Annotated in this window: 5 protein-coding genes; 2 read left to right on the plus strand and 3 right to left on the minus strand. The window is 66.5% G+C overall.

Annotation, left to right across the window (positions count from 1 at the left end):
* Nucleotides 1-78: 78 nt before the first annotated feature.
* A complete protein-coding gene (locus tag DUPY_RS07445; RefSeq protein ID WP_070247191.1) occupies nucleotides 79-3441 on the plus strand; it encodes a S41 family peptidase in 3363 nt (1120 codons plus the stop codon).
* Between the two features lie 129 nt (nucleotides 3442-3570).
* Complete coding sequence (locus tag DUPY_RS07450) at nucleotides 3571-6015, plus strand: ABC transporter permease (protein WP_070247192.1); 2445 nt, start codon at nucleotides 3571-3573, stop codon at nucleotides 6013-6015.
* 9 nt (nucleotides 6016-6024) lie between these two features.
* On the opposite strand, the gene DUPY_RS07455 is transcribed toward DUPY_RS07450, so the two are convergent.
* The 3 genes from DUPY_RS07455 to DUPY_RS07465 are packed head-to-tail and all read right to left on the minus strand — an operon-like array spanning nucleotide 6025 to nucleotide 8680.
* Entirely contained in the window at nucleotides 6025-6756 is a 732-nt protein-coding gene (locus tag DUPY_RS07455; RefSeq protein WP_229255273.1) for a LytR/AlgR family response regulator transcription factor, read from the minus strand.
* Complete coding sequence (locus DUPY_RS07460; RefSeq protein ID WP_070247199.1) at nucleotides 6753-7793, minus strand: sensor histidine kinase; 1041 nt, start codon at nucleotides 7791-7793, stop codon at nucleotides 6753-6755. The genes DUPY_RS07455 and DUPY_RS07460 overlap by 4 nt, the downstream gene beginning before the upstream one ends.
* A 17-nt stretch (nucleotides 7794-7810) precedes the next feature.
* Nucleotides 7811-8680, minus strand: a complete 870-nt coding sequence (locus DUPY_RS07465) for an alpha/beta fold hydrolase (protein WP_070247194.1) — start codon at nucleotides 8678-8680, stop codon at nucleotides 7811-7813.
* Nucleotides 8681-8866 lie beyond the last annotated feature (186 nt).

Below are 8866 nucleotides of genomic sequence, written 5' to 3' on the forward strand. Positions count from 1 at the left end.
GCCGTGCGGGTTTTTTCGCAGTAATACGCCAAGCTGTGCCAGAATTGTCGTTCAATCCGACAACTTAGCCTGGTCTCCATGAAACTGTCCCGCCTGTCGCAACTGCTGCTGTCCGCCGGCCTGCTGGCCACCCACCTCGGCGCCCACGCCGCCGAAGCCTATTACCGTTTCCCCGCCATCCGTGGCGACGCCGTGGTCTTTACTGCCGAAGGCGACTTGTGGAAGACCGGCGCCCAGGGCGGCGTCGCCCAGCGCCTGACCACCCACGCCGCCGCCGAAACCAACGCCGCCATCTCGCACGACGGCCGCTGGGTGGCGTTTACCGGCGCCTACGAGGGCGCGCAGGAAGCGTACGTGATGCCGCTCGCTGGCGGCCTGCCACGGCGCATCACGTTCGAGAACGGTGCCGTCACGGTGCTGGGCTGGACCGCGCAGGGCGAGGTGCTGGTCAGCACCCAGGACAGCAAGGGCCCGTCGGCGCACCGCATCGTTGCGGCAGTCACGCCCACCACTTTGGCGCGCCGCGTGTTTGCCGTGGCCGATGCCAACGACGCCGTGCTCGACGACGCTGGCAAGACTTTGTACTTCACCCGCTACGGCCTGGCGCTCACCAACGACAACGTCAAGAATTACCGGGGTGGGGCGCACGCCCAGTTGTGGCGCTACGATGTCGATGGCAAGGCCGAGGCGGTGCAACTGCTGGCGTCCGATCCTGGTAATCTCAGTTTCAACAACAAGCGGCCGATGTGGTGGCAGGGCCGCCTGTACTTCATCAGCGACCGCGATGGCGCGGACAATATCTGGTCGATGGCGCTTGACGGCGCCGACCTGCGTCAGCACACGCGTCATAAAGACTGGGACGTGCGCAACGCTGCGCTGGGCGACGGCCGCATCGCCTACCAGCTGGGCGCCGACATCCACGTGCTGGATTTGGCGGCGTCGAACGACCGCGCGCTGGCGATTGACCTGGTGTCCGATTTCGACCAGCAGCGCGCGCGCCAGATCCGTTCACCACTCGAGCAATTGACCAATGTCCAGCTGGCCGCCACGCGCGAACGCCTGGTGCTCACCGCGCGCGGGCGCGTAAGCCTGGCCGGCACCGGCGCCCAGCGTCGCGTGGAAATCGCCATCCCCGAAGGCGCGCGGGCGCGCGAGGCCGTGTTCAGTCACGACGAGCGCTGGGTGTACGCGATTGTGGACAGCACCGGCGAGAACGAAATCTGGAAGTACCCGGCCGACGGTTCGGGTCCGGGCGAACGCCTGACCAAGGACGGCATCAGCCACCGCTGGCAGTTGTACCCATCGCCGGACGGCCGCTGGCTCGGTCACACCGACAAGAAGGGCCGCTTCTGGCTACTGGACCTGGCCACCAAAACCAATGTCGTGATCGACGACGCCGGCAAGGCGGGCGTGGACAAGCACGACGAAATCGTCTGGTCGTCCGACAGCAAGAACCTGGCGATCGTGCGCGCCGCCAGCACCGAGCAGCGCGAACAGATCGGCCTGTACAACCTGGCCTCGAAGCAGCTGGCTTTTGTCACCAGCGACCGCTTCACGTCCGGCGCGCCGGTGTTTTCGAAAGACGGCAAGTGGCTGTACTTCCTCTCGGCCCGCAACTTCACGCTGGCCAATGGCTCGCCGTGGGGCGACCGCAACATGGGCCCCGTGTTCGACAAGCGCACCGGCCTGTACGCACTGGCGCTGCAACCGGGTAACCGCTTCCCGTTCAAGCCCGATGATGAACTGAGCCAGCCGGGCGAGAAGAGTGCCGACGGCACCGAAGACAAGGCGGTCGAGCAGGCCGCCGAAAAAGCGGCCGAAAAAGCCGTGGCCAAGGTGGCCAAGGCTACCGACGCCAAGCCGAAACCGGACGCCGGCAAAGCGCTGCCCGCCATCGTGTTCGCCGGCCTGCAGGATCGGCTGTACGAAGTGCCGCTGGCGCCCGGAAATTACCGCGCGCTGGCGATGGACGACAAGCGCCTGTACTACCTCGAGAGCGAAACGCCAGGCGGCAAGGCCAGCCTGAAAACCCTGGCCATCGCGGCCAACGGTCCGCAGCCGGAAACCTTTGCCAGCAATGTGCGCGAGTTCGACCTGGCGCAGGACAAGAAGCATATTTACTACCGCACCTTTGCCGCCGGACCGGGCGAGATGATCATCGTCGATGCCGGCGCCAAGGCGCCGGCCGATATCTCGAAGGCGAGGGTCAAGGTGGACGACTGGAGTTTTACTTCCAATCCGCGCCTGGAGTGGAAGCAGATGTTCAACGATGCCTGGCGCATGCACCGCGACTTCCTCTACGACGCCAATATGCGCGGCGTGGACTGGGCCGGCGTGCGCCAGAAATACGCGCCGCTGGTGGACCGCGTAACCGACCGCGCGGAACTGAACGATATCCTCGGCATGATGGTGAGCGAAGTGGGCGCGCTGCACTCGCAGATCCGTCCCGGCGACCTGCGCCGCTCTGCGCCGGAAGGCACGCCGGCCGGCCTCGGCGCGCTGCTCACCCGCACGGCGGAAGGCTACCAGGTCGATCACATCTACCGCAGCGAGCCGGAACTGCCGTCCGAACGCGGGCCGCTGGCGCAGGCCGGCGTGGAGATCAGGGAAGGCGACATCATCACCGCCGTCAACGGCAAGCCGGCCAACGAGGTGCGCGACATCGCCGACCTGCTGCTCAACCAGGCCGGCAAGCAGGTGCTGTTGCAGGTCAAGGGTAAAAACAGCCGCAGCCGGCCGGTGATTGTGCTGCCGGTGGACATGACCAAACAGGCGGCGCTGCGCTACAGCGACTGGGAGCAAAGCCGCGCGCGGCAGGTGGAGACGGCCTCCGGTGGCCGCATCGGCTACCTGCACCTGCGCGCCATGGGCGCGCGCGACATTGCCTCGTTCGCGCGCGACTTCTACGCCAACGTCAACCGTGAAGGCCTGATCATCGACGTGCGCCGCAACAACGGCGGCAATATCGACAGCTGGATCATCGAAAAGCTGCTGCGCAAGGCCTGGGCCTTCTGGTCCTCGCCGGGCAGCCAGCCGGCGCCGAACATGCAGACCACGTTCCGCGGCCACCTGGTGGTGCTGATCGATCAGCTGACCTACTCGGACGGCGAGACCTTTGCGGCCGGCGTCAAGGCGCTGGGGCTGGCGCCACTGGTAGGCATGCGCACCGCCGGCGCCGGCGTCTGGCTCAGCGATAACAATCGCCTCAGCGACGACGGCATGGCGCGGGTAGCGCAGAACGGTCAGTTCAACACCGCCGACGGCCACTGGCTGATCGAAGGCGTGGGCGTGACACCGGACGTGGAAGTGGACAACCTGCCGCACGCCACCTTTAACGGCCAGGACCGCCAGCTGGAAGTGGCGCTGGACCTGCTGGCGCAAAAGCTCAAGGCGCAGCCGGTGCAGCCCTATACGCCGCAGAAGATCCCCGCGCTGAAGTAGATACGTGCGAAAGCGGACAGCGCCGGTGTTCGACAATGAACAGCCGGCGCTGAAAACGCCATTCGCGGCGGTGAAAACACCGTGGCACGCTAGTTGCTGTGTCACGGTATCGCCACTTCAGGAATCACAATGACACCCCAGGACTTTCGCATCGGCTGGCGCACGTTGTTGCACGAACCTGGCTACTCGCTGGTCGTGGTCCTCGGCCTGGCCGTGGGCCTGTGCACCTGCATCCTGCTGCTCGGCTACGTGCGCTACTCGCTGCAATACGATGCGCATGTGCCGGATGCAGATCACATCTACGTGGTCACACAGCGCTACAACGTCGATCCCAAGTCACCGCTGCACGATGTGGCGCCTGCCTTTCTGCGCCAGACCGCGTTGACCACGCCCGGCGTGGTGGACGCCACGGTGTTCTTCCCGTCGCGGCCCGAGACTACGCCGCTGGTGGTGCGCATCGGTGAGCACCGCCAGCATCTGCAAGGGCTGCTGGTACTGCCGGGCTTTGCCGACATGCTGGGGATGCAGGCGGTGCAGGGCAACCTGCGTCAGGCGCTGGCGCAGCCCGATGCGGTAGTGCTCACTCAGGCCACAGCGCAGCGGCTGTTCGGTACGGCCAACGCCGTAGGCCGCACCATGCAGGCCGAAGGCAAGACGGTGCGCGTGGGTGCGGTGGTGCGCACGCCGCCGCCCACCACGACGGTGCCGTTCGACTCGCTGCTGGGTGTGAACTCCACGCTCACCGACCAGATGGTGCGCGACGAACTGCTCACCGGCCAGCAGGGCTGGATGGGCAAGGTGCTGATCCGCGTGCGGCCCGGCGCTTCGCTGCCGGCCATCGTCGCGACATTGCAGCAGGCGGTCGATCGTGCGCCCAGCCTGCGCAACGTGCCACCGGAAACGCTGGCACGCCTGGGCAGGCGCAAGATCATGGACATCGGCGTCACGCCGCTGCGAGCTGCCTACTTCGACCACGCGGTGCAGCCCAACCGCGTGTTCAAACCGGGTAACCGCGCCAACCCGGCGGTGATTGCGGCACTGGCGGCGATTGCGCTGCTGGTGCTGGCGCTGGCGGCCATCAATTACGTCAACCTGGCCACCATCCGCGTGCTGCGTCGCCAGCGCGAGGTGGCGCTGCGCAAGGTGCTGGGCGCGGGCGCGCGCCGCCTCGTGCTGCAGTTCGTGACCGAGTCGGTGACGGTGTCCGTCGTGGCGACCGTGCTGGGACTGGTGCTGGCGTGGCTGGCGCTGCCGCAGTTCGCCTTGCTGATGAACCGCGACCTCGCCGGCTTGCTGTCGCTGCCGCACATCGCTGCTGCGCTGGCGCTCGGCGCCTTGCTGGGCGTGGTCACCGCACTCTACCCGGCGTGGATCGCCATGCGCGTGCTGCCCACGCAGGTACTGGCCGGACGCGCCGATACCGAGTCGGCAGCCAGCACGCGCTGGCGCCGCGCACTGACAGTCGCGCAGGTGGCGATTGCCATGGGCTTTGTGAGCGTGACGGCCGCCGTGGCGTGGCAGACCGAGTTCGCGCTGCGCGCCTCGCCGGGTTTCGATCCGGCGCCGTTCGTCATTGTCGACCTGCCGGCGCCGGTGCGTTACAGCGAACCGGCGCGCGCCTTCATGGCCGCGCTGACCGCGCAGCCGGGCGTGCAGGGCATCGCCATTTCGGAAGACCCGGTGGGGCGGCTCGACCAGGCCTGGACGCGCGAGCTGCGGCGTGAAGGCGGGACTGGCGCGGGCATGGAAATGAAAGGCGTGAGCGCCAATTTCTTCGAACTGTATCGCATCGCCCCGCAAGCTGGCCGGCTGTTCCAGTCGGCACGCGACAAGGAAGACGATCCGGTGCCGGTGGTGCTCAACGCGATTGCCACCCGCGACCTGGGCTTCACCTCGCCGCATGCAGCGGTCGGGCAAGTGGTGCTGTTTACCGATTTCGACGGCAAGGTCGTGCGCAAGCGCGTGGTGGGCATTCCACCCGATCTGCATTTTCATACGCTGCGCGAAGCGCCGCGCGCCACCGCCTTCGAATTATGGACGGCCGGCGTGGCGCTGAGCGTGCGCGCTTCGGTACCGGCGCCGCAGGTGGAGGCGCTGGTGCGCGAGCTGTGGCCGCGCTACTTTCCGGACGCCATCATGCGTACCCAGCGCGCCAGTGACATCCTGGCGCTGAACTACGCGGACGAGTCGCGGTTGTCCACGCTGCTCGTCATCGCCACCGCCATCACGCTGGCGATCGCCGCCTTCGGCACCTACGTGCTGTCGGCCACCACCGTGCAACGCCGGGCGAAGGAGATCGTGCTGCGCAAGCTGCACGGCGCGCGTGGCAGCGACATCGGCCTGCTGGTAGTGCGCGAGACCGGTGGGCTGGTGCTGGTGGCCGCTGTCATCGGCTTGCCGCTGGCGGCGCTGGCCATCGAGCGCTACCTCGCTGGTTATGTCGCGCAGGCGCCGGGTGGCTACTGGACCTTGCTAATGTCGCTGATGATCACTCTGATGGTGGCGCTGCTGGCGATCACCCGCCAGGCGCGCGTGGCCATGCGCATGGCGCCGGCGGACGTGCTGGGCGGCTGATGGTCGTCGTCAAAAATTGGTCAGACTGCGGAACTGGGCGGCGCGCCGGCGCGAGACTTCGATCGCCATGCCATCGCGCAGTGTCAGATCGAGGCCGCCCGATTCATTGGCTGTCACCCGCTCGATGAAGCCGAGATTGACGATGTGGCGGCGGCTGGCGCGGAAGAACCGCTGCGGGTCGAGCCGTTCTTCCAGCTGGCTCAGTGAGCGCAGCATCAGGGGCCGATGCGTGTCGAAATAGGTGCGCGTGTAGTTGCCGTCGGACTCGAACAGGCGGATGTCGTCCAGGGCCACGAACCAGCAGCGCTCGCCGTCCTTGATGAACAGCTTGGGCGGTGTGGTGACCGGCGTGGCACTGGCGCCCGGCGCCGCGATGGCTGGCTGCCGCGCCGCACACCGTTGCAGCGCCGCCGCCATCCGCGTCGGCTGGATCGGCTTTTGCAGGTAGTCGAGCGCATTGACTTCGAAGGCCTGCAAGGCGTAGCGGTCGAAGGCCGTGGTAAAGATCACCTGCGGCGCGTGGTCGAGGGCGGCCAGCATGTCGAAGCCGCTGCCACCGGGCATTTGCACGTCGAGCAGTACCAGGTCCGGTTGCAAGGCAGCGATCTGCTGCACGCCTTCGGCGGCGTTGGCCGCTTCGCCGACGATCTCCACGTGCGGGTGCGCCGCCAGCAGGCGGCGCAATTCGGCGCGCGCGAGGCGTTCGTCGTCAATCAGCAGCACGCGCATTGATGGCGTCATGGTGTCTCCGGGATGGTCATGGTGGCGCGCACCCAGCCGCTGTCCTCGGTCAGGTCGAGCCGGGTGCCCGCGCCCAGGATCAACGCCAGCCGCTGGCGCGTGTTGGCCAACCCCACGCGGGTGGAATCGGCAAACGGTGCAATGGCGCCGTGGTTGGCGATTTCGATCTGCACCACATGGCCGTTACCGCGCCTGGCCTGGATGCGGATGTCGCTGCCGGTGGCGCTGGCCTCCACGCCATACTTGACGGCGTTCTCCACCAGCGTTTGCAAGGTCATGGGCGGGATGCGCACGGTTTCCAGCCCCAGGCCGATATCGATGGCGATGCGCAGCCGTTCCTCGAAGCGGATTTTCTCGATTGCCAGGTAGGCTTGTACGGCCTCGATTTCGGCGGCCAGCGGCACCGTGTCGTGGTGGCCCGATTGCAGCGCGTAGCGCATCACGCTGGCCAGCTGGTCGATCATTTGCGCGGCCGCGTCCTGGTCCTGGTAGACCAGGGCGCGCACGCTGTTCATGCTGTTGAAGAAAAAATGCGGATTGACTTGCGCCTGCAAGGCGCGCAGTTCGGCTTCTTTCGCGCTCAGTTGCAGTTGCAGCGCTTCCGCTTCGAGCCGGGCATTGCGGCGCAGGTTGGCGACGAGCATATAGAAGATGGTCCAGACCAGGTACACGCCCCACCAGAACAGCAGCGCCCCCGGCAGCCACCCCGCGCCATGCACCTCGCCGAACGGCTTGATGACGAAATAGCCGACTGTCTGTATCGCCGTGTGCACGGCGCTGAGCAAGGGCAAAGCGATGGCGATGGTTCTCCACGACACGCGCACGCGGTTGTCAATGCGGCGTTTGAGGAACCGGCGCCACAGGTGGGAAATCAGCAGGCCGCCCGTCACACCCCAGTAGCCAATCGCGATCGCGGCCAGCGTGCGCTCGGCGCTCGGTGTCATCGCCACCATCAGCAGCGGCAGGAAGTTCCAGCCGGCCAGCTGGAGGATCCAGTACCAGTTCAGGCGGGCGGGCAGGGGGCGATGGTCGGTCACGGGCATTTACAGTGCATTCATTTCAAAAACTGGTCGATGCGATCATACATCCAGTCCGGGTCGTCGAGCATGATGAAGTGGCGGGCGTTGTCCGCCAGCTCGATTTTCACGCCTGGCAGCTGGCGGTACTGGTCCTGGTAGCCCTGCAGGAACTGGTCACGGGTACCGAAGTTTTTATAGGCGATCCAGGTACCCATCACCAGCGTGGGGGCCTTGATGCGGGCGACTTCCTGGCGCAGGTCTTGTGCCATCAGGTCCGCCATCGCGTTGGCGACCGTGGTACGGTCCGACTGCTGGCCCCACACCAGTGCGCGCTGTACATCGGCTTCGCCGGTGATCATGGTACGCAGTGTTTGCAGCTGGCCGGCCTTGTAAGTGGCGGCATCCATGCCCAGCATCCGGGTGCGCATGCCGGCGGCCATTTCCTTCATCTGCGGACCGGTAATGCTCGGCATCTGGATGGCGGCCAGTGCCGGCAGGCTGTCCACGATGACCAGGCGGCCTACCTGGTCCGGATGGTCGGCAGCCAGTTTCAACCCCAGGAAGCCGCCGAGGCTGTGACCGACGATGACCGGCTGCTGCAACTTGTTGGCGGCGATGTACTCGCTCAGTTGCTGTTCGGCGGTGGCCAGCAGCGGCGCATCGATGGCAGGCACGCCGGCAAAGCCGGCCAGTGTCAGCACGTGGCAGCGGCGCGCGCCGCAATAGCGTTTGACGGTGCCGTCCCATACCGCGCCCGCTGACGACAGGCCCGGGATCAGGATCATCGGTGCGCCGCTGGCGTTGCCCGTGACGTCGACCTTGAAGGCGGTGGTGGGGGCGGCGATGGCGGATGAGGCGAGCAGCAGGCTGGCGGCGAGGGTGGCAACGATGCGGGGCAAGGACATGGTATTTCTCCGTGGTGAGTGAGTAGAACCATGTTAGCGGCGGGGCCGGCGCGCGGCGACCGCTGGCGGATGAGCGGTCGCTGGCAGATGATGAGCGGCTACGAGCGCTGACATAGCCTCCATAGCTGCGTTGCAGTTCCTCGCCGTACGTTCGTACTGTCTTCGTCGCCGCGCCTTGCTCTGGAT

It is taken from the genome of Duganella phyllosphaerae, assembly GCF_001758785.1.
Classification (GTDB): domain Bacteria; phylum Pseudomonadota; class Gammaproteobacteria; order Burkholderiales; family Burkholderiaceae_D; genus Rugamonas; species Rugamonas phyllosphaerae.